This window comes from Corynebacterium pseudokroppenstedtii, from assembly GCF_019754945.1.
GTDB classification, from domain to species: domain Bacteria; phylum Actinomycetota; class Actinomycetes; order Mycobacteriales; family Mycobacteriaceae; genus Corynebacterium; species Corynebacterium pseudokroppenstedtii.
The window spans coordinates 155052-175946 of the sequence record NZ_JAEUWU010000004.1 but is presented as its reverse complement, the minus strand read 5'-3'; the positions used below and the strand labels follow the sequence as shown (position 1 = coordinate 175946).

General features: G+C 59.6%; 13 protein-coding genes. 9 read left to right on the top strand and 4 right to left on the bottom strand.

The window, feature by feature from the left end; genetic code table 11:
* Positions 1–35 precede the first annotated feature (35 nt).
* Complete coding sequence (locus JMN36_RS08005) at positions 36–1244, bottom strand: pyridoxal phosphate-dependent aminotransferase (protein WP_052292440.1); 1209 nt, start codon at positions 1242–1244, stop codon at positions 36–38.
* Positions 1245–1414: 170 nt separating this feature from the next.
* The gene (locus JMN36_RS08000; RefSeq protein WP_204087948.1) at positions 1415–2938 is read right to left on the bottom strand and encodes a hypothetical protein; all 1524 of its coding nucleotides are present in this window, start codon (positions 2936–2938) and stop codon (positions 1415–1417) included.
* Between the two features lie 388 nt (positions 2939–3326).
* On the opposite strand from JMN36_RS08000, the gene JMN36_RS07995 reads away from it, so the two are divergent.
* From JMN36_RS07995 to JMN36_RS07955, 9 genes are all read left to right on the top strand, one after another.
* Complete coding sequence (locus JMN36_RS07995; RefSeq protein WP_204087949.1) at positions 3327–3620, top strand: GlsB/YeaQ/YmgE family stress response membrane protein; 294 nt, start codon at positions 3327–3329, stop codon at positions 3618–3620.
* A gap of 291 nt (positions 3621–3911) precedes the next feature.
* Positions 3912–4505 (top strand): hypothetical protein, encoded by a 594-nt coding sequence (locus JMN36_RS07990; RefSeq protein WP_204087950.1) that lies wholly within the window; start codon positions 3912–3914, stop codon positions 4503–4505.
* Between the two features lie 113 nt (positions 4506–4618).
* Complete coding sequence (locus JMN36_RS07985) at positions 4619–5044, top strand: DUF488 domain-containing protein (RefSeq protein ID WP_204088617.1); 426 nt, start codon at positions 4619–4621, stop codon at positions 5042–5044.
* Between the two features lie 488 nt (positions 5045–5532).
* Complete coding sequence (gene dnaK / locus JMN36_RS07980) at positions 5533–7401, top strand: molecular chaperone DnaK (RefSeq protein WP_204087951.1); 1869 nt, start codon at positions 5533–5535, stop codon at positions 7399–7401.
* Entirely contained in the window at positions 7398–8147 is a 750-nt protein-coding gene (gene grpE / locus JMN36_RS07975; protein WP_204087952.1) for a nucleotide exchange factor GrpE, read from the top strand. Before dnaK ends, grpE begins: the two co-directional genes overlap by 4 nt.
* A gap of 600 nt (positions 8148–8747) precedes the next feature.
* Positions 8748–9776, top strand: a complete 1029-nt coding sequence (locus JMN36_RS07970) for a PTS sugar transporter subunit IIC (RefSeq protein ID WP_236881785.1) — start codon at positions 8748–8750, stop codon at positions 9774–9776.
* A 740-nt stretch (positions 9777–10516) separates the two neighbouring features.
* Complete coding sequence (gene dnaJ, locus JMN36_RS07965) at positions 10517–11764, top strand: molecular chaperone DnaJ (protein ID WP_204087954.1); 1248 nt, start codon at positions 10517–10519, stop codon at positions 11762–11764.
* Positions 11765–11947: 183 nt separating this feature from the next.
* Entirely contained in the window at positions 11948–12358 is a 411-nt protein-coding gene (locus tag JMN36_RS07960; RefSeq protein ID WP_041629054.1) for a heat shock protein transcriptional repressor HspR, read from the top strand.
* The gene (locus tag JMN36_RS07955) at positions 12345–13601 is read left to right on the top strand and encodes a hypothetical protein (protein ID WP_204087955.1); all 1257 of its coding nucleotides are present in this window, start codon (positions 12345–12347) and stop codon (positions 13599–13601) included. Before JMN36_RS07960 ends, JMN36_RS07955 begins: the two co-directional genes overlap by 14 nt.
* 46 nt (positions 13602–13647) lie before the next feature.
* On the opposite strand, the gene JMN36_RS07950 is transcribed toward JMN36_RS07955, so the two are convergent.
* Together JMN36_RS07950 and JMN36_RS07945 are read right to left on the bottom strand one after the other, a co-directional pair.
* Positions 13648–17049, bottom strand: a complete 3402-nt coding sequence (locus tag JMN36_RS07950) for a pyruvate carboxylase (RefSeq protein ID WP_221924200.1) — start codon at positions 17047–17049, stop codon at positions 13648–13650.
* Between the two features lie 73 nt (positions 17050–17122).
* The gene (locus JMN36_RS07945) at positions 17123–20788 is read right to left on the bottom strand and encodes a proline dehydrogenase family protein (protein ID WP_236883032.1); all 3666 of its coding nucleotides are present in this window, start codon (positions 20786–20788) and stop codon (positions 17123–17125) included.
* Positions 20789–20895: the final 107 nt, after the last annotated feature.

Here is a 20895-nt window from a genome sequence, read left to right as displayed (position 1 = left end):
GTGGGTATGCCGCCGGCGATGGGTGCCCGCGGACTTTACTGGTGGTAGCTGGACAGGAAATTCCCGAGGCGTTCGATGGCATCCGCCAGATCCCGAGCCCACGGGAGAGTGACAACGCGGAAGTGGTCGGGCTCCGGCCAATTGAATCCGGTGCCTTGGACGAGGTGGATCTTTTCTGCGCGTAAAAGATCAAACATGAATTGCTCGTCATCATGAATGTCGTAAACATTCCGATCCAATTTGGGGAAGGCATACAAAGCACCCATCGGTTTAACAACCGAAACGCCCGGGATCTCATTGAGTTTCTCGTACGCCACATTCCGTTGCTCTAGCAGGCGGCCACCGGGGAGCGTGAGGTCGTAGATGGATTGCTTGCCGCCAAGCGCCACCTGAATTGCGTGTTGAGCAGGCACGTTGGGGCACAAGCGCGTTGATGCGAGCAAGTCCAGCCCCTCGATGAACCCCTGGGCGTGTTCCTTGGGGCCGGTGAGGACCATCCAGCCCGACCGGTATCCGGCCACGCGATACGCCTTGGACAATCCGTTGAATGTGATGCACAACAGGTCGGGCGCTAGTGAAGCAATGCTGATGTGTTCGGCATCGTCGTAAAGAATCCGGTCATAGATTTCGTCGGCAAGAATGAGGAGTGAATTCTCGCGGGCGATATCGACAATTTTCTGCAGCGTTTCCCGGCTATAGACAGCCCCGGTGGGGTTATTCGGGTTAATAACGACAATTGCCTTGGTTTTCGGAGTGACCTTAGCTTTGATGTCCTCGATGTCCGGGTTCCAATTATCGTCCTCGCGGCAGAAATAATGAACAGGTTTTCCGCCGGCCAGGGAGGTCGCCGCCGTCCAGAGGGGATAATCGGGGGCGGGAATGAGCACTTCATCGCCGTCGTCGAGGAGAGCCTGAGTAGTCATGGTGATGAGCTCGGAGACCCCATTACCCAGGTAAATATCGTCAATATCGGCGCTGGGGAATCCGGGAACTAATTCGTATCGCGTGGCAATGGCACGGCGCGCCGGGATGATGCCTTTTGCGGTGCTATACCCCTGGGCTGTGGGCAGTGCTGCAATCATGTCACGCATGATGACATCGGGTGCTTCGAAGCCGAAGACCGCCGGGTTACCGGTGTTGAGCTGCAGAATTCTATGGCCGTCGGCGATCATGCGTTCTGCTTCGGCATTGACCGGCCCGCGGATTTCGTAGAGGACGTTGCGCAGTTTGCTCGACTGATCCAGGTGCTTGAGCCGCGGTCGCCCCGTGACCTGGGGCGGGTTCGTGGTGTTCGCGCTGCTGGTGTCGGTGTTTTCGGGTGCGGGTGTCGCGTTTTTATCGGAAGAGCTCACCCGACCACTATGCCACGCGGCAGGGGCAAAAGTGTGAATTCGTTTTTAATGACCAACTGTGGCTAATTGCCGATGTAGATGTGGATATCGTCATCTTTATTTTCGCAGCGCACGAGCCCGGGTTTAAATTCTTGACATTCCAGTTTGAATGTCGAATCAGAAATGGGGCTATCGATGGTGATGCTCCCGCGATCATCTTTGGGAGTGTCGTTATAGACCTGGCGGGCCGTGTCCGCCACGGAGCAATCCCACCCCACCGGGATAGCGGAGCGCGTGTATTCGCCCGTGCTGCTGCCGCATATTTGAACTTGGCGTGCGTCGAGATCGATATTTTGCCCGATCGATCCTTTGATTGTCTTTCCACCAGGGGTGGGGAAGTTCTGTTGGGGTTGATCAGCTTGGTTATCTTCCGATGGAGCAGTTGATGTTTTTTCCGACGAACCAACGGTGAAATTATCGTTATTAGCCATCCATATAGCGCCGAATAGTGCCGCAAGAATTAAGACAGCGACGACGAAGACCAGTGCTTTTGCAGGAGTTGTGGCAATCCAGTTCTTGAACTTTTCTTTCCGCGAATCTTCCGCGGGTTCTTGGTCGGCGTTTGACTGATCGCTGGCCTGATCCGTGGTTGCTTCCTTGCTCCCGTGGGAGGCGGCTTGTGAGCCTGCCGAACGGTCAGAGACAGATGGGTCAGTTACCGTTGCCGATCCTTGACCTGCAGCGTGAGGCGTTTTGTCGTCTGTCGCGGCTGCCGACGTTTTAGGCGCTGAGGGAACCTGGCGGTCTTGGTTCGTCTTTTCCTTGCCGACGCTTCCCTGACCGGCGCTTTTACCGGCCGAGCCGTTCTGGGGGTGAGCCTGCGATGCGCCCTCAACAGGGCGTGATCCGTGCGTCGTGGTGCTAGGCGACGGGTTATATGCGTCGGACGTCATCGTTGACGGTTTGCCGTTTGCTGAGTTTCCCGTCGTCGGGCTACTAATTGCGCCATCCTGATGACGCTCAGAATCCGGCTGTGCCGAATCTGATTGTGCAGATTGGTTCGGTTGCACAGAGTTGGCCGGTTGCGCGGGCGTATCAGATTCTGCGGAACCGTCGGCCGATGACGTCGTGTGGCTATTAGCCTCACGCATCATTTCCGGAGTGATGACAGGAAAACCCGCCGCTCCATTCGTCGAAAATCCGCTTTTTGTGTCCGGATTGTTTGACTCAGCGTCGTGTGATTGAGTCTCGTGCGATTGGGCTTCGTGCGCCTGTGGTTCGTCGAATGCGCGGTCTTCACCGAGTGAATCGTTTTCGGGGAGGACATCGCGAGCAGTGGGAATGTCGGAAAACTCAGCATCGGTAGGGGCAGAGCTCGAAGAGCTGTGTGAAGAGCTGGTCTCAGTGGTTTCCTGATCTCGTTCTTCCCCTGGGCGCTGAGCTCCCTCGGAACGCTGTTCTTGCCCTTGGCGTTGTTCTTCCGCACGACGTTGTTCGAATGAGCTGCCCGACGTGGGCCGGTTTTCTGTGGAAAACTGGTCATTGGGTTGGGTGGAATAGCCTTCCGAATCAGACTGTGAAGTCGGGTCGGAGGGGGTTGTGCTCATTCGTCATCCTCAGGCTGTAAAAGTGATACGGGACAATATACATGCGGGTGCAGGGTCCCACAGTAATAATGCGATAACTAGCTTAGTGTTTTTGTATGCGTGGCGTGAATGGCCGGGTGCGACCTCGTCCTCGTTGGCCTCCCTGGTCGCAGCGGGAAAATGGCATCGCTTGCCAAACGTCGGCACGTTTCTCTTTCCCGATTGCTCGCTGTACTTTCTACCGAGACATAAGAATTCCTAGTAAACTTTATTGTGACGAGGCTCGTGCATGGTTCTTCGCTAGCCCATGTACCAGCCATCCGGTATTCCTCGGGCATAACTGTGGCGGAAGAGTAACGCAGTTTCCTCATCAGTGGCCCGTTGTAAAAATATGAGAAAGGTTTGACTGATGAACGAAGTTATTTTGGCTGCGGCATCCGCTCCACCGCTCGGAGTTATTGGGTGGATCATTATCGGTGGCCTCGCCGGATGGATCGCATCGAAGATCATGGGTACCGACGCTCAAATGGGCGTCCCGCTCAATATCATCGTTGGCATTATCGGCGGTTTCCTCGGAGGATGGCTGCTCGGTGTAGTCGGATTTGATGTCGAAGGTGGAGGAAAGTTCTTCAGCTTCCTTACCTGTTTGCTTGGTGCAGTAATCCTCTTGTGGATTGTTGGCCTAGTGGCCAAAAAGAGGTAGATAATAAAAACGTAGGGCGTTGGCTTTCAACCGCGTCGCGTAAGGGCGTAAGCGTAAGGCCTTAAGTAAGCGCCCGGGTACATGCTCAACGAGCCCGGAGCTAGAGTCGATCTAGTTCCGGGCTCGTAGTGGTTGTCCGTGAGGTATTACATGGTCAACGGAATTCAGTACTCACCATGACTCAACACTGGGCGATCCAGATTGGGAATTATCTCAGAGTGGAGCATAGTGAATTTTTCTTCTACCAAACGTAGGTAAGGGGATCGGTTAACACGATGTCTGGTGAATGCTATGTCTAAGGCGAGAATGTACCGGAACGCGGGCGCCTGCTATCTCTTCGACTATGTGTCGTCCGTGGCCAAACACTGCTCCTTTCGTTCCCATCATGCGTCGGCCCATCATCACGCTTCGGGCGTTCGCCGTCGAGTTGATAGTTCCACGATTAAAAAATGGCTGGTGAGTAAATTCGCATTCAATAAGGATCATGATTGCTTTTCACACGAGAAAAAGCGTCACAGGTATTTAGGCGCCGGCCGTCGTGCCGATTGTGTACTGGCGGGAATCCTGTTTGTCATGGGCGCTGCCCTCATTCCGTGGATGATAATTCTGCTGTTCACGATGCCATTTCCCGGCGTCCTCGGCTGGATCGCGTTGGATTGCGCAGAAATAGCCGCACTGTGGACAAGCGCCTGGTGGGTGCTGAAGCGTCAGCCTCATGCAGCTGCGGGTTTGTGGGGTGTCGCTGCTTTATTGCTTGTCGACGCGATTGCCGACGTGACAACGTCGTTTCCGAATATTGGCAGCGCCGTTGTGACTATTCCGGTGGAGTTATTCGTGAGTGGCTGGGCCGCATGGTGTGCTTACGCATGGGGAAAGAGTGTGTAAAAGGGCAGTCAGAATTTTTACGTGTGGAATGAAACCCTTCGCGTGGAGGGGAAACCATTTACGGCCGCGATAAAAAGGCGTAAGTGTGGAATGAGAGCGCAGGAGGTAAAGCCATGATCACGACGGAGAAGATTCACGACAAGCCGCCGGAGGGTGAGGGGACCCGGATCCTCGTGGATCGGCTGTGGCCGCGCGGCGTGAAGAAGGCCACAGCGCCGGTTGATGAATGGTTGAAGGGGCTTGCTCCTTCGCCAGAGCTGCGAAAAGACTGGGGTCACGATCCAGCGCGCTTTTCCGAATTTGCCGACAGGTATCGCTCTGAGCTGGATGAACGCCTGGCCGCCTATAAGGACGCCACCGATTCGGGCGACGACGGCGACAGCTCGGAGGCCGACTCCGATTCGGAGGCTGCTCAGGTGGGGGAGTTATGCGAGCGGGCAGCGTCGGGGGAAAACATCATCTTGGTCTTTGCCGCGAAAGATCGGGTGTTTAATCATGCCGTCGTTTTGAAAGCGTGGCTCGACGAGCACACGCGTTAATGATGGGTAGGCGCCGGCGATAATCCTCCGTTACGTACTAAAACCTTCCCACGGAGGCTCAACCGCGCGTAGGAGACGTCGGTTATGTGTTTGGGAAAGGCGCGGAGCGCCGTTCATACACACGGGAACGCGCGAGAAACGTCGGCTCGGGGCGTCGGCTATACATCGGTTATACACGTACAGAAAGACACATCCACACATCAAAAACAACATCCTGACCAGCGCCGATAAGAAAAGTTGAGTCGTGTGGAATAAGTTTGAGTACGTCCTCGTTACATTTAATGTCGCAAGGTTGAGCGACTAAGACTCAAGTTGGCTTGACAAACTTGAGCTTTCTGGGTCAGACTGTGACAGGTCGTTGAGTCTGATTCACTCAGCCTCACACAAATACGTAGATGCTCCGGGGTGAGATCACGGGTAGGAACTGTAAGTGAACCCCATATGATCCTCACCGGGCACAACAAATGTAACGAAAGGAAACACAGATAATGGGACGTGCAGTTGGAATTGACTTGGGTACTACGAACTCAGTGGTATCCGTTTTGGAGGGTGGGGACCCCACCGTTATCGCTAACTCGGAAGGCTCCCGGACGACACCGTCGATCGTAGCTTTCTCGAAGAACGGCGAGGTGCTCGTTGGGCAGTCGGCTAAGAACCAGGCTGTGACCAACGTTGACCGCACCATTCGCTCGGTCAAGCGCCACATCGGCGACGACTCCTGGAATGTCGATATTGACGACAAGAAGTACACGGCGCAGGAAATTTCCGCCCGTATTCTTCAAAAACTGAAGAGAGACGCTGAGAGCTACCTCGGCGAGGACGTGACCGACGCCGTTATTACCGTCCCGGCTTACTTCTCCGACGCTCAGCGTCAGGCAACGAAGGACGCTGGCCAGATCGCAGGCCTCAACGTGCTTCGTATTGTGAACGAGCCGACGGCTGCGGCGCTAGCTTACGGCCTTGAAAAGGGCGAAGACGATCAGACCATCCTGGTCTACGACCTCGGTGGCGGTACCTTCGACGTCTCCCTCTTGGAAATCGGCGAGGGTGTTGTTGAGGTCCGCGCAACCAACGGTGACAACAAGCTCGGTGGTGATGACTGGGATCAGCGCATCGTTGACTGGCTGACCGACAAGTTCAAGTCCTCACACGGCATTGACCTGACCAAGGACAAGATGGCTATGCAGCGTCTGCGTGAGGCCGCTGAGAAAGCCAAGATTGAGCTTTCCTCCTCGCAGCAGACCAGCATCAACCTGCCGTACATCACGGTTGATGAGGACAAGAACCCGCTCTTCCTCGACGAGACCCTGTCCCGCACGGAATTCCAGCGCATTACCCAGGATCTCCTGGACCGCACCCGTAAGCCGTTCCAGCAGGTTCTTTCCGACGCCGGCATCTCCGTTTCCGACATCGACCACGTGGTTCTCGTCGGCGGTTCGACCCGTATGCCGGCCGTGACCGACCTGGTCAAGGAACTGACCGGTGGTAAAGAGCCGAACAAGGGTGTTAACCCGGACGAGGTTGTGGCTGTCGGTGCTGCTCTGCAGGCCGGCGTGCTGCGCGGCGAGGTTAAGGACGTTCTGCTTCTGGATGTCACCCCGCTATCGCTCGGTATTGAAACCAAGGGCGGCGTGATGACCAAGCTCATCGAACGCAACACGACCATCCCGACGAAGCGCTCCGAGACCTTCACCACGGCGGAAGACAACCAGCCTTCCGTGCAGATCCAGGTCTTCCAGGGTGAGCGCGAGATGGCGTCGGCTAACAAACTGCTCGGCTCCTTCGAGTTGGGTGGAATTGCGCCGGCTCCGCGTGGTATCCCGCAGATCGAGGTCACGTTCGATATCGACGCCAACGGCATTGTCCACGTCACCGCGAAGGACAAGGGCACCGGTAAGGAAAACACCATTAAGATCCAGGATGGTTCTGGCCTGTCCCAGGACGAGATCGATCGCATGGTGAAGGACGCCGAGGCTCACGCGGAAGAGGACAAGAAGCGTCGCGAGGAGCAGGAAGTTCGCAACTCTGCGGAGTCCATGGTCTACCAGACCCGTAAGTTCGTCGATGACAACAAGGAGAAGGTCTCCCAGGACATCCAGGACAAGGTTGAGGAAGCAGCCAAGGGTGTCGACGAAGCCCTGAAGGGTGACGACATCGAGGCCATCAAGTCCGCTGTTGAGAAGCTGTCCGCGGAGTCTCAGGAGATGGGCAAGTCCCTGTACGAGTCCGAGGCTGCTAACGCCGGAGCTGCCGGTGGCGCAGGTGCTGCAGGTGCCGATGCAGGATCTGACAACTCCGACCCCAACGTTGTTGACGCCGAGGTAGTCGACGAAGACAAGAAGGATGATGACAAGTGAGTCTAGGCAACGACATGCCCGATGACCCGGGTGCGCCGGCCAACACAGACCCCGAAGGCGCATCCCCCAACGAGGCTGAAGCTGCGGTTGACGAAGCCCGCCTCGCGCAGGAAACGCCCGACGGAGACGCTCCGGAAGGGGCCGTCGACGGTGAGAACGTTGCCGAAGAGCTTGACGACATCGACGCTGAAGTAGATGGTCTTCAAGACGATCCCGACGTAGCGGTCGAATCCGCGGAAGACGACGCTGCCCGTGACCTCCAGGACGAGGGGCAAACGCCTGTTGATGATGGGGCTGGTGCTGCGGCTGGGGCCGGTGCCGCGTCCCCCGTCGAGAAGCAACTCGAAGAAATGACTGCCGATCTGAAGCGAGTCTCCGCCGAGTACACCAACTACCGGCGTCGGGCTGAGCGTGATCGGGTGGCCACATTCGAGCTGGCCAAGGCGCAAGTCGCGAGTGACCTTCTGCCCATGGCGGATGATTTCGACCTCGCGGAAAAGCACGGCGATTTGAAAGAGGAAGGGCCACTGAAGGTCTTCTCGGACAAATTCACCAAGCTGATTGCGGATCTGGGTGTTGAAAAGTTTGGCCAGGAAGGCGACGCTTTCGACCCCAACTTCCACGAGGCCGTTCAAGACATGTCATCTGGCGACGAGAAAATCGTGGCAACGGTTCTGCGCGCCGGGTACCGAATGGGCGACCGCGTATTACGAACCGCGATGGTTGTGATCGGCGACCCAGAGTAATTGGGCCGGCCCTGATCAGGGGTCATCGTGAGTAACCCTTATCTTTAGCCCGGGTGGTTAATAGCCGCCCGGGCTTTTTCATGCGTTGATTAGCATTGGGGCTGGAAGAGTGCAGCGCGTTGCTCGTGCCTACTTTCTCCCCGTCGCCCTCCTCGTAGTGCCCGTAATACGCAGAATTGCAGCCTCAGTAGCTTACTGAAACAAAATATCCTTCACTGGCGAATTAAATAGAGTCCCGGGCATACTATGTGCACAGCTGACCCAATTGTCGGCAGTACATATAGGCGTCTGCGTGGAGCGCAATTCTTAGGTGTAATTCCTAGGCGCGAGGCTGATCCCGCGATGGCTGCCATGAAACATGGCGTGGTCGTCGTGCATAACGGGTGAAGCCACCGTCCCTTTTTGGTATGGTCACCTTTCACAATTAACTCCGCGCAGTGAGCCACTAGTTCCCCGCCTAGTTATTAGTTCCCCAATGATGGAAGCTTTATGAAAGAAGCAGCAGCCTCTGAGCAACGTGTTCAGCTTGACGAATCACCTATTAACAACACTCAGACAGGGGAGCGGTATTCGCCCCGAATGGGTTTGGGCGAATTTACCATGAATATCCTCAACGGCATTTCGGTTGCCGTTGTCGTGGCATTGGTTCCCCAAGCATTGTTGGGAGAGCTATTTAAGGCTTTGCTTCCCGTGTTCCCGCAGGGGAAGGAAATCATCGGGATGGTGTCCGTCGCCTCCAGTATGCTGCCGATCGCCATCGGCCTCCTGGTTGCGATGCAATTCAAAATGACGCACATTCAGACCGCCACCGTCGCGATCTCCGCTGTCATGGGGTCGGGCGTCGTTAAGGGGATAAACTCCGACGGAATCCTCCAGCTCAAAGGCACCGGGCTGGTGATCAACACTGGGCTGACCGCTGCCTTCGCCGTCATCATGATTCTCCTCATTGGCGACAGGCTGAAGAGCTACACCATCTTGGTGCTTCCCCCGACGGTCATTGTGATAGCCGGTGGTCTCGGTAAATTTGTGACGTATCCGGCGGTGCTGGTCTTCACGAAGTGGCTGGGGGACCTCGTCGTCGGAGCGGCGGATCTGCAGCCCATCGTGATGGGGCTGATCCTGGGCATTGCTTTCGGCGTGATGATGGCGTCGCCAATTTCGACGGTCGGTATTGCCACCGCTATCTTCCTGTCCGGTATTGCCTCGGGCGTGGCGAACGTTGGATGCTGCGCCGTTGCGTTCACCATGATGTGGGCCGGGTGGAAAGTGAATGGGCCGGGCGGATCGCTTGTACATGTGGTGGGATCCGCGAAAGTTCAGGTTGCCAACATGATGCGACGGCCTGTTGCGCTGTTGCCGGCGATAGTTGCGTGCGGCGTTAGTGGCATTGTGGCGGGCATTTTCCGGGTGCAAGGTACGCCCATTTCGGCCGGCTTCGGGATTTCCGGGCTGGTTGGGCCGTTGGCGGCGCTGAATGCCGAGGGCTGGGGATGGAGTGTTCGCAACATCCTGGTTGTCGTGCTTGTTTACGCGGTTGTGCCGTGTGTGTCGGCGTATTTCGCGGTCAAGCTTTTCGATAAGAAGCTCGGCATGACGAACCAAGACATGTATGCCCTGAAATTCGACTAAATCTCTGTGGGGTAGGAACCTGGGATTTAGTTGGTGGGGGCTGGCTGGGCGTTGAGTATGGCCTTTTGGGGTGGGGGGTACCGGGACCAGGTTGCCCGCCATGTCCAGTGCCTAAAACTGCGGTGGTATATGGCGGGGCTATGCGAGAACTGCGGTGGTATATGGCGGGGCTATGCGAGAACTGCGGTGGTATATGGTCAATTTTTGGCCGATTTTCGTCCATATACCCCCGCAGTTTTCACGTTTCACTTAGGGGGACGAGTCCCAAGGCTCTCGGGCTTGCGACTTGCCGGCTTTGTTATTTCCAGGCGCACTTTATTTGCCTGCTCTGCACCCCACCCGCGCTTTTCCAGGACTGGATCATGAGATGGGCCGGTCCAACGTCCGGCATGGAAAACGTGGCTCGAGCCTGGAATATTTTCCCTGTTTAAACCGTTATTCCCAATGTAAAGTTAAGTCTACTAGACTCAACCTTGAGGGTTGGTGAGCGAGCCACGTGTGTGGTGGTGATAGTTTGCCCTGCGATTTTGGCATGCGGCGACGATTACCACGCGTCCTGAACCATGGGCACAAACCTCCGACGTCAGCTGGGCAGCCGAGTATCCGGAAACGGCTGACCAAGAAGGCACCGCGAGGGGCCAACACCCCCACAGCGCACCAACGACACCAACCAATACAAGACAACAACAGTAGCAAGCAAGAGTAAGCAACAAAGCGACAAATAGCGGAAGAAGGCAAATATGACGGCTCAACGAGAATGGGCAGAGAAGGATTATTACAAGGACTTAGGAGTTTCTCGCAGCGCCAGCGAGGACGAGATTAAGAAGGCGTACCGCAAGATCGCGCGGGATAATCACCCGGACAGCCACCCGGGTGACTCCGCCGCGGAGGAGCGGTTTAAACAAGCCAGCGAGGCGTATTCCGTCGTCGGCGATGCCAAAAAACGCAAGGAATACGACGAATTGAAGGACATGCTCGCTTCCGGCGGCCTCGGCGGCTTCGGGGGCAGCGGCTTCAATAATGGCGGTTTCAACTCGGGCGGATTTGGCGGCCAGTACGGGTCGTCGGGCGGTTTCCGCACCACATTTAGCAATTACGACACGGGCAGCGGCTTTTCCGCGTCCGACTTGTTCGGCGGCGGGTCCGGCGGAGGCATCAACGATATCCTCGGCGACCTCTTCAACGGTCGGGGTAGCGCGTCTGCTGCCGCTAGCCGTGGCCAGCGTAACCTCCGCGGCGCCGACGTCGAAACGGAAATTACGTTGGATTTCCGCGAGGCCACCAAAGGCGCCACCGTGCCGATCCGCTTGACGAACCCCTCGTCGTGCCAGGAGTGTCACGGTTCGGGCGCTAAACCTGGGACGTCGCCGCATACGTGTTCGACGTGTAATGGTAAGGGCGTTGTGTCCGACAAGCGTGGCGCGTTCGGGTTGTCGCGGCCGTGTTCCGATTGTGGCGGCACGGGCACGAAGATCGACGATCCCTGCCCGGCCTGCAAGGGCAGCGGTGTGACCAACCGCACTCGGACGATTACCGTGCGTGTGCCGTCGGGCGTTGTCGACGGCCAGAAGGTTCGCTTAGCTGGTCAGGGCGAGGCGGGAATGCGCGGCCGTCCGGCAGGCGACTTGTTCGTCACCGTGCATGTGCGCCCGGACAAGCTCTTCACTCGCAAAGGCGACGACCTGCGTGTTACCGTCCCGGTTAGCTTTTCTGAGCTCGCGTTGGGCGGGGTCGTCACAGTGCCGACGCTGGACAACAAGGTTCGCGTCAAGATCCCCGCGGGCACTAACGACGGCCGTACGCTGCGTGTTCGTGGCCGCGGTGTGCCGAAGCGCAACCAGAAGAATGGCGACCTCCTCGTGACGGTGAAGGTGGCGGTCCCGCCGAAGCTGGACGAAGGGGCTGCCTCTGCGCTCCGTAGTTACGTGGCCGAAGAGAAACGCCTGGGCTTTGACCCGCGCGCTAACTGGCCAGGGAAGGAGGGGTAAGTCATGGCTTCGAACTCTGATCGACGACGCAATACGACGAACTCCTCGAGCGCTGGCGGAGCTGGCGGAACGCGTGGGGCTGGCGCTAGCGCGACCGATGGAGCTGCCGGAACACGCGGCGGCGAAAACCCCACGACCAGCGACACGTCTCGGCAAACCCACACCAGAGGACATCGGCAGCCGCTGGGCGAGGTACGTCGGGAAGAAGTTTATGTCATCTCGGTGGCAGCGGAACTAACCGGACTCCACGCTCAGACGCTCCGCACCTACGACCGCATGGGGCTCGTGACGCCCGAGCGGACGCGGGGAGGTGGGCGTCGATACTCGCCGGATGACATTGAGATGCTTCGCGAAATACAGAAGCTTTCTCACGAAGATGGTGTTAATCTCGCGGGGATACGGGCGATCATTGACCTGAAGTCTCAGGTGGATGAGCTGCAGGCGGAGAACCACCAGCTTCGGGAGCGGTTGGCTCGCATGGAAGCTCAACACGGCAGGTCACGTGGGGAAATTGTGCATGTGCCTCGGTCTACCGCCGTTGTGATGTGGGAACCGGGGGCTCGCCGTAGAAAGGATAGGCGTGATAGAAGGTAGCCGGCCGCGCGGCCATGACTCCGTGACCCAGGATGGCGACGACACCACCGGAGTCCATGAAGCATCCCTGGTCCCCGTGGTCACTGTCCTTCAAACTCACGGATCGAGCTTCGTCGACGCCGTATTTACTCACCTCTTCGCCCGCCGCCCCTCCTTTATCCGGCGTCTTCCGGCGGACTTGTCGCAGCTTAAACCTCGTTTTCGACGTGCGCTGGTGCACGTCTACGCCAAGCAGGCAACAGGGAACGGGCTGGATCGACGAACGCGCCGTTTTCTCCGACACCTCGCCGAGGACCACCGCAGTTTTGGCGTCGAGGCCCCCGACTATGTCGCAATGGGTGACGCCATCATCGACGCCGGCCGCGAGTTGATCGCGCCGCAGGTCACGTCGGAAGAATTCGAACTCTTCGCGATGGCGACCGGCCAGATCATCGGCCTCCTGGAAGAAGGCGCGGCCGAATATAGCGAAGTCCCCGTGCGCTGGGGTGCCACGGTCCTGGATGTCGACCACCGGTCCGATGCGATCACGGTCGTACGGCTTGCCGCGGATTCGCCGATTCCTTACCGCGCCGGGCAGTTGGTGCCGGTCCTGGCGCCGCAGTCGTCGGGTCAGCGGAAATGGCTGGCGCCCGCTATCCCGCACAGTGACGATGGGTTGATCGAGTTTCACCTCGAAGTACCCAGGCTTGAGGGGCCCCGGCAGCAGGTGTTAACGCGCAGTTCAGCACTGGTTTTTGACCTCGCCCGCATGACTCGCCCGGGCGACGTGTGGGAGATCGGCGCCGCACGTGGATCCATGACAGTTGACCTTCTCGACGGCTCACGCCCCGCATTGCTGGTGGCCCACGGTGCCCACCTGGCGGCGATCCGCGCGATTATCCTCGATCTTGCGTCGAAACCGTCGCCGCCGCAGACGCACCTATTCTTCGGTGCCGAATACCCCAGCGACCTGTACGAACTCCGGACACTCTGGTCATTCGACACGGCCATGGACTGGCTGACCGTGCATCCGTCGACGGTGCATGCGGAGGAGGACCAGTTCGCCCGCATGTCCGCCTATGCTGTCGCGCCGCGCGATTTCACTGTTCGGGAGGGGATTTCACTTGCCGACGACGTGATGGCGCGCGGCCCGTGGCTCGGCCATGAAACGCTGCTGGCGGGGCCGAAGCCGATAGTGGGGGATATCAAACGGAAGCTCATGGCGTCGGGCATGAACCCGGCGCTGATCACGATGACCTCGTAGGCGTTCGCGATGGGGGGCACGTGCGCCGCGCCCACCCACGAGCGCGCTACGCGATAACCACCACGAGGTCGCCACCGTCAACGTGGAAGGTCCCGTCGGAAATAATGCGCTCGATGGTTCCGTCAACGGGGGCCGTGATGCTGGCCTCCATCTTCATCGCCTCGATCACCGCGATCTTGTCGCCGGCGTGAACAGTGTCGCCTTGGTCCACGGTCACCGTGACATTGCCCGCGTAGGGTGCGGCGACGTGGCCGGGGTTGGAGCGGTCGGCTTTCTCCGCGGGGTTGACGTCGGCTTCGACGGATTCGTCGCGGACAAAGACGGGCCGCAGCTCACCATTAAGGAAGCACATGACGGTCCGCACACCGCGGGCGTCAGGTTCCGAAATGGACTGCAACTGCACAATAAGGTCAATGCCCTTAGCCAACTGAATCTTTTGTTCCTCATTGGGGTACAGGCCGAAGAAGAACTGATTCGTGGATAGGCGGCTCACCTCGCCATATTCGTTGCGGTGCGTATCAAAATCAGCCGCGGGGCCAGGGAAGAGCAGCCGATTCAACGTGTGACGGCGATCTTCCGACGACCCATTCAAAAGGCCCTCATCCTCGGACGATACCGGCGTGATCTCCGGCGTCTTCTCCCGACCCTTGAGCGCCTGGGTGCGGAACGGCTCGGGCCATCCACCGGGCGGCGTCCCCAGCTCACCATTGAGGAACCCGATGACCGAGTCCGGGATGTCATAGTCATTCGGATTCGCAGCGAAGTCCGCCGGATCAATACCCGCTCCGACCAGCTGTAACGCGAGGTCACCGACCACCTTGGACGACGGCGTCACTTTCACCAGGTGCCCGAGCATCTTATCGGCCGCGGCATAGGCGTCCTCGATTTGCTCAAAGTTGTGCTCCAGCCCCAGCGCTGTCGCCTGCGCGCGAAGGTTCGTCAGCTGGCCACCAGGGATTTCGTGGTTGTACACCCGGCCCGTCGGGGCAGCGAGCCCCTTGTCGAACGGAGCGTACACAGAGCGCACACCCTCCCAGTACGGTTCCAGCGCACTCACGGCCGCAAGGTCCAGGCCGGTGTCGTACTTCGTGTTGGCCGTAGCTGCGACGATGGCAGACAGTGAGGGCTGCGACGTCGTCCCTGCCATAGGAGCCGACGCGCCATCGATAGCATCCGCGCCAGCCTCCCACGCCGCCATGTACGTGGCTAGCGATCCGCCGGCAGTGTCATGCGTGTGAATGTGGATGGGCAGGTCGAATTCCTTACGCAGCTCCGTGACCAGCATGCGCGCCGCCTCAGGCCGGAGCAGCCCAGCCATGTCCTTGATCGCCAGAATATGCGCGCCCGCGTCCACGATGGTGTGCGCCAGATTCATGTAATAATCCAGCGTGTAGAGCTTTTCGTTGGGGTCGGCGACGTTGCCGGCGTAGCTCATCGCCACTTCCGCCACCGCGGTTCCGGTTTCCCGGACGGCATCGATCGCGGCCTTCATCTGGCTCACGTCGTTCAGGGCGTCGAAAATTCGGAAAATATCGACGCCAGACGCAGCGGCTTCCTTCACGAACGCCTTCGTTACCGTCTCGGGGTAGGGGGTGTATCCGACGGTGTTGCGCCCGCGGAGCAACATCTGGATACACACGTTCGGCATCGCTTGGCGCAGGCGATCCAGTCGTGCCCACGGATCCTCCTTGAGGAACCGCATGGCGACGTCATAGGTGGCGCCGCCCCACGCCTCGACGGACAGCAGCTGTGGTGTCGTGCGCGCGACATGGCCCGCGGCGGCAACAAGGTCGTTCGTACGGACGCGCGTGGCCAGCAACGACTGGTGCGCATCGCGGAACGTCGTATCGGTCACCGCAACGCCTCGGCGTTGCCGCAGCTCCTGCGCGAATTTCTCAGGGCCGAGCTTCAGAAGTCGGTCCCGCGATCCCTCGGGCAGCGGAGCCGACGTGTCCAGAGTCGGCAATTTATCTGCCGGGTTGAGAGTGGTCGCGCGCTCACCGTTCGGCTTATTGACCGTCACATTGCCCAAGTACCGCATGATTTTGTCGGCGCGGTTGGCGTACGGCTTGGTCGTGAGCAGATCGGGGTGATCCGCGATAAACGACGTGGTGAAATTGCCGGCACGGAAATCCGGGTTATCCAGGACGCCCCGGAGGAACCGGATGTTCGTCGCGACGCCCCGAATGCGGAACTCGTCGAGCGCGCGCCGGGCACGATGGACAGCGGAGTCGAAGTCCCGCCCGCGGCACGTGAGCTTGACCAGCAGCGAATCGAAGTGCCCGGTGACCTCCGCGCCCGTGGCGGTACCCCCGTCGAGGCGAATACCGGAACCACCCGGCGACCTATAAGCCGTGATGTACCCGGTGTCGGGGCGGAAATCGTTGGCGGGGTCCTCCGTGGTGATGCGACATTGCATCGCGGCACCGTGGAAAGAAATCGTGTCCTGGGTCAGCCCAATTTCGGGCAGCGACGCTCCCGCCGCGATCTGCAGCTGCGCCCGGACAATGTCGATATCCGTGATTTCCTCGGTGACCGTGTGCTCGACCTGCACGCGAGGGTTCATTTCGATGAACACGTGGTTGCCGTCTTCATCAACAAGGAATTCGACGGTTCCCGCGCCGCGGTAGTTGATGTGCCGCGCGAAGTTCACCGCGTCGGTGCAGATGGCCTCGCGCTGTTCGGGCGTCAGGCTAGGCGCGGGCGCGAGCTCCACGACTTTTTGGTGGCGACGCTGCACGGAGCAGTCGCGCTCAAAGAGGTGGACGACGTTGCCTTGTCCGTCGGCGAGGATCTGCACCTCGATGTGCTTCGGGTTGACCACCGCTTGTTCGAGGAAAACGGTGGGATCGCCGAAGGCGGTTTTGGCCTCATTAGATGCGGTTTCGCACAGCTCGCGGAGTTTGTCGCGGGAGGGGATGAGACGCATACCGCGCCCGCCACCCCCGGCAACGGCCTTGACGAAGAGCGGGTAGGGCATCTCCGACTCGTCGGCCAAGTGTTCTAGCTCGTCGAGGTCATCGGTGGCGGGGGTGTCGCCGAGGGTGGGCAGCCCAGCCTCTTTCGCGTTGTGGATGGCGGTGGCTTTGTTGCCCGTCATGTCGAGGACGTCGGCGGTGGGGCCGACGAATGCGATGCCTTCGCGTTCACAGGCGCGGGCGAGTTCGGGGTTCTCGGAGAGGAACCCATAGCCGGGATAGATGGCTTCGGCCCCGGAGTCTTTGGCGACGGAGATAATTTCGTCGACGTTGAGGTAGGCCTTGACCGGGTGGCCTTCTTCCCCGATTTCGTAGGCTTCATCAGCCTTGATGCGGTGGGAGGAGTGTCGATCCTCCCAGGGATAGACCGCGACTGTGCTGGACTCGAGTTCGTGTGCTGCGCGGAACGCGCGGATGGCGATTTCGCCGCGGTTGGCGACGAGAACCTTGGAGAACTGACGTAGTGGCATAGCTTCCTATCTCAACATTGAGGCGAGCTGGTCGTGTCGATGAGTTTAGCGGTAACCATGCCAATAAGTGATGTCAGTTGGTCAGGCCCTTGATGTAACCAAACCGGTGGTTCGTGATCGATACCGCTTGTTCCAGCAGGAATGGCAGAATTTCACGACGCCCGTCGGCAAGAACCGGGTGGTCGATAACAATCGATCCCGAGTGTGCCGCCGCCTTGTACAGCGCCGGGTCGACGTCGCCGAGGGTGCGCACACGAACGGACTCCGCGTTTTCCACTTCGGCCGCGTAGGTGGCGTCTTCTACACGACGGATGCTGAATCCCATGGCACCCAGCTCGGTGGCAGTTTCTGCGGTGGCGGAAACGTCCATCGGCGTGCCCGAGATTTCCGACGCCAGCGTCAGGCGAACAAGGTCACGAATGAGGGTCGGCGACGAACTGGGCGATCCAACTCGGACGCGCAGCGGTGCCAATAACGGCCGGTAGCGGAAGATATTGGACTCGGCGATGAGCGCGGTGTTGTCGTGCTCGACGCCGAATTCGGTGCTCCAGGCGTAGACGTCGGACTCGGCCGCGCGACGCAGCCAGTACAGGTCGGCCGGTGTGAGTGTGTTGTCCAGCTGGCCTTTGATCCTGCGGAGTCGCTGGGCCACATGGCGCTGGAGTCCTGCACGAGGTAGCTCGTCGACGTCCCCTTCGGACCAGGTTCCCTGTTGCGCCACGTAGTTCGGGCCGCCGGCTTTGGCGCCCGACCCGAGCGCGGAGGCCTTCCACCCACCGAAGGATTGCCGCTGTACGATGGCCCCAGTGATACCCCTGTTGACGTAGGCATTGCCCACTTCCACGTGGTCAATCCACCAGTCGATCTCGTCCGGGTCGAGAGCGTGGAGCCCGCCGGTGAGCCCGTAGCCCGTGGAGTTCTGCCATTCGGTGGCTTCCTCCAGTGTCGCGGCGTGCATAATGCCGAGGACTGGCCCGAAGCATTCGTGGGTGTGGTACCACGATCCGGGCTTGACATTGTCGCGCAGCCCCGGGGACCAGAGCGTCCCTTCTTTGTTCAGCTTCCGCGGCTTGACCAGCCATTTCTCGCCACTCTCGAGCTGCGTCAACCCCCGCATCAACTTGTCGGATGGCGGCTCGATGATTCCATTCATGGTGGTGGAAATATCGGTTCCCGGGCCCACTTTGAGGGTCTCGACGGCGTCGATCAGCTGGTTCATGAATCGCTTTGACTTGCCGACGCTGCCCACCACGATGACCAGCGACGAAGCGGAGCACTTTTGTCCCGCGTGGCCGAAGGCCGACTTGAAGACGTCGGAGACCGCGAGGTCCGGGTCGGCAGATGGGGTGACGACGATGGCGTTCTTGCCGGACGTTTCCGCGTTGATCACCATTTGCGGTTTCCAGCTGCGGAAGAGCCGTGCCGTGTCGGAGGCGCCGGTGAGGATGATGGAGTCCACCGCCGGGTGGGAGACGAGGTGCTGGCCGGCTTCATTTTCAGCAACGTTGACGAGTTGGAGGAGTTCCTCGTCAATGCCTGCTTCACGCAGGATCCCCACCGCAACTTCGGCAATGCGGACGACCTGAGGTGCAGGTTTAATGACGACGGCCGCGCCCGCAGCGAGGGCGGCGAATACGCCACCCATGGGGATAGCCAGCGGGAAGTTCCACGGCGGGGTGATGAGGACAACGGAGTATGGGGTGAACCGCGACCCCTTGACGCCATCGAGCGCGCGGGCGGATTCCGCGTAGTAGCGGGCGAAGTCGATGGCTTCGGAAATCTCGGGGTCGGATTCCGCCACGGTCTTGTTCGCCTCGTGCGTCATCGCGGCCAGCAGTTCTCCCCGGTGCGCGGCCAGTGCGTTAGCGGCGGCCTCGAGGACCTCGGCGCGGTCGTGTCCGCTGGTGTTGCCCCACGCGGAGGACCGTGACCGTGCGCGAGCGACGATGGCGTCGATATCCGACTTTTCCGTGATCAGGGGGCTGGTGACGGGCCCCGGGTCGTGGTCCAGCCACCGCAGCGCCCATTCGCGGTTGGCCGGCAGCGACGGGTCGGTGTCCGGCTCGTTGACGAAGTGGCCGGGGACGGACTCGACTCGCTTGGACACGTCGGCGGCGGATTGTTCTTGCTGACGGTCCTGCTGGCGCCGTGGCCCTGCAAACGTGGTCCACCGGTCGTTGACGGCGTTGAGGTAGCGCTTCTCTTGTTCCTGCATGGGCGTCATATCGTCGTCGCCGGCGACATCGGGCGCGAACAGCGCGTAGAGGAAGTTTTGGTGTGCGCCGTTTTCTTCGAGCCGTCGGACCAGGTAGGACACGGCAACGTCGAAGTCTTCCGCGTGGACGACGGGTGTGTACAGGATGACCGTCCCCGTGATCTGCCGCACGGCCCGGGCCTGGGCGGGGGCCATACCTTGGAGCATTTCGATGTCGAGCTGGTCCTCGACGCCGCGCTGCACAGAGAGTTCGTGCGCGGTGGCCACCGTGTAGAGGTTGTGAGAGGCTGCACCGATTCGAATGGCGTTGGCGTGCTCAGGCTGCAGCGCCACATCCAGGAGCCGCAGGTAGTTGGCGTCGACCTCGGCTTTCGTCAGGTACGGGGTCTGCTTCCAGTCGTGGATTTCGGAGTCCACGCGCTCCATGGACAGGTTCGCGCCCTTCACAATGCGCACCTTGATGGGCGCACCGCCCTTGTTGACGCGCTCGTGCGCGAAGTCGATGAGTTCGTGCAGGGCATCCAGGGTGTCGGGGAGGTAGGCCTGAAGCACGATGCCGGCTTCCAGGTCCATGAACTCGTCTTCACTCATGAGCTCTTTGAAGAGCTTGATGGTGAGGTCGAGGTCTTTGTATTCCTCCATATCCATATTGATGAAGGGGTGCGGTGTTCGTTTGACCGCTTCCCGGTACAGAGGGCGGAGGCGTTCCTTGAGCCGACGCGTGTTTCCTTCGATGTCCCACGGGTTGAGTTGGGAGCACACCGACGATGCCTTGATGGACACGTAGTCCACCTTGGGGTTGCGGAGGAGCTCGATGGTCCGGTCTAGCCGACGAGTTGCCTCGCGCTCACCGAGGACAGCCTCGCCGAGGAGGTTGATGTTGAGCCGGAACCCGTTGGCGTGCGCGTCGTCAAGCAGTTTGTCCAGCGCCTTGCCGTTGGCGTCGAGCACCAGGTGCCCCACCATTTTCCGCAGGTAGCCGCGGGCGATGGGCATCACGATGCTGGGCAGCACTTGTCCGGCTAGAGCCCCGAGGGAGACGAGTGCCGTATTTAGAGGCCCAAGGAAGTCGGGGAGGGGTTCCTTCCGTCCGAATGGACTGCCCAGGGAGGCAAATTCCTTCGCGGCGACGGCGTTGTCTTCTGGTCGTGCGACGCGGTCGACGAAGCCCATAGTGAAGTCGATGCCCTGTGGATCGTGAACGAGGGCTGCGAGTTGTTCAGTGGACGACGATTCCTTGCGCGTCTGCTCCCCGTTGGTCGCCTCGAGCCATTCGTGTGCGCGGGCGATGGCGCGGTCGGTGATGTCGTCGAGGTCGTGGGAGTTGGGTGGAGGCTTGAGGAAATCGGGATCGTCGACGTTGCTGGCGGTTGTGGTGGTGGCGGAGATTTCGTCACCGGTGTCCGCCTCAGCGCCCGTACTCGTGGCCGTGTCATTGCCTACTGCGCTGGTGTCCTGTTCGGTGGCGTTCAGCTTCTTGTCTTTCTTGTTTTTCTTACCGCTTTTGTTGTGTTTGCTGCTCATGGGGTGGCTCCCTTGTGGGGTGGGGTGTGCGGTGTGCGTCCTGGCTCAGCGTGTGGTTGAAAGTCACAATTGTGCTGGTCAGTATGTGTGAAAACCACATTATTGTG

Bases quoted from the DNA above. Each gene is read 5' to 3' on its own strand.
- JMN36_RS08000 (WP_204087948.1), bottom strand. From the start codon at position 2,938: ATGAGCACAACCCCCTCCGACCCGACTTCACAGTCTGATTCGGAAGGC.
- dnaJ (WP_204087954.1), top strand. From the start codon at position 10,517: ATGACGGCTCAACGAGAATGGGCAGAGAAGGATTATTACAAGGACTTA.
- JMN36_RS07950 (WP_221924200.1), bottom strand. From the start codon at position 17,049: ATGCCACTACGTCAGTTCTCCAAGGTTCTCGTCGCCAACCGCGGCGAA.
- JMN36_RS07945 (WP_236883032.1), bottom strand. From the start codon at position 20,788: ATGAGCAGCAAACACAACAAAAGCGGTAAGAAAAACAAGAAAGACAAG.
- JMN36_RS07985 (WP_204088617.1), top strand. From the start codon at position 4,619: ATGATCACGACGGAGAAGATTCACGACAAGCCGCCGGAGGGTGAGGGG.
- JMN36_RS07990 (WP_204087950.1), top strand. From the start codon at position 3,912: ATGTCTAAGGCGAGAATGTACCGGAACGCGGGCGCCTGCTATCTCTTC.
- dnaK (WP_204087951.1), top strand. From the start codon at position 5,533: ATGGGACGTGCAGTTGGAATTGACTTGGGTACTACGAACTCAGTGGTA.
- JMN36_RS07995 (WP_204087949.1), top strand. From the start codon at position 3,327: ATGAACGAAGTTATTTTGGCTGCGGCATCCGCTCCACCGCTCGGAGTT.
- JMN36_RS07970 (WP_236881785.1), top strand. From the start codon at position 8,748: ATGAATATCCTCAACGGCATTTCGGTTGCCGTTGTCGTGGCATTGGTT.